The following is a 738-nucleotide window of genomic DNA, read 5'->3' as shown; positions in this document are numbered from 1 at the left end:
GGTATCGGTGGCTCGCTTGGCGGCGTGGTCGGTGGTGTAACTGGCGCGATCGGTGACATCGCCGGCGGTGTCGACGGCACAGGTGGCATCGGCGGCTCGCTTGGCGGCGTGGTCGGTGGTGTGACCGGCGCGATCGGTGACATCGCTGGTGGCGTTGATGGTACCGGCGGTATCGGTGGCTCGCTTGGCGGCGTGGTCGGTGGTGTAACTGGCGCGATCGGTGACATCGCTGGTGGTGTCGACGGCACAGGTGGCATTGGCGGCTCGCTTGGCGGCGTGGTCGGCGGTGTGACCGGTGCGATCGGTGACATCGCTGGTGGTGTCGATGGTACCGGCGGTATCGGTGGTGCTGTTGGTGGCCTGACCGGCGCGATCGGCGACATCGCTGGAGGTGTCGATGGTACCGGTGGTATCGGCGGTGCTGTTGGCGGCCTGACCGGCGCGATCGGCGACATCGCTGGAGGTGTCGATGGTACCGGCGGTATCGGCGGTGCTGTTGGCGGCCTGACCGGCGCGATCGGCGACATCGCCGGCGGTGTCGATGGTACCGGTGGCATCGGCGATTCCGTGGGTGAAGCAGTCGGTGGCCTGACCGGTGCAATCGGCAGCATCGGAGGCTCCCTCGGTGGGGTGGTTGGTGATCTGGGCGATGCCGTGAATGGTGTCGTTGGTGGTTTGGTTGGCGCGATCGGTGGCACCCCTGGCGGCGGCACTCCCGGCGGCGGCACTCCCGGCGGC

1 pseudogene is annotated in these 738 nt (G+C 68.6%); it reads left to right on the top strand.

Going from position 1 to position 738, the window contains the following annotated elements:
* Positions 1–738, top strand: a pseudogene (locus tag AO692_RS11745) (PE-PGRS family protein); the annotation flags it as partial.

Origin of the sequence: Mesorhizobium sp. 1M-11, assembly GCF_001303895.1 — a bacterium.
Taxonomy (GTDB): domain Bacteria; phylum Pseudomonadota; class Alphaproteobacteria; order Rhizobiales; family Rhizobiaceae; genus Mesorhizobium.
Note: the sequence above shows the minus strand (reverse complement) of the source record. Positions and strands in the feature narration are given on the sequence as shown.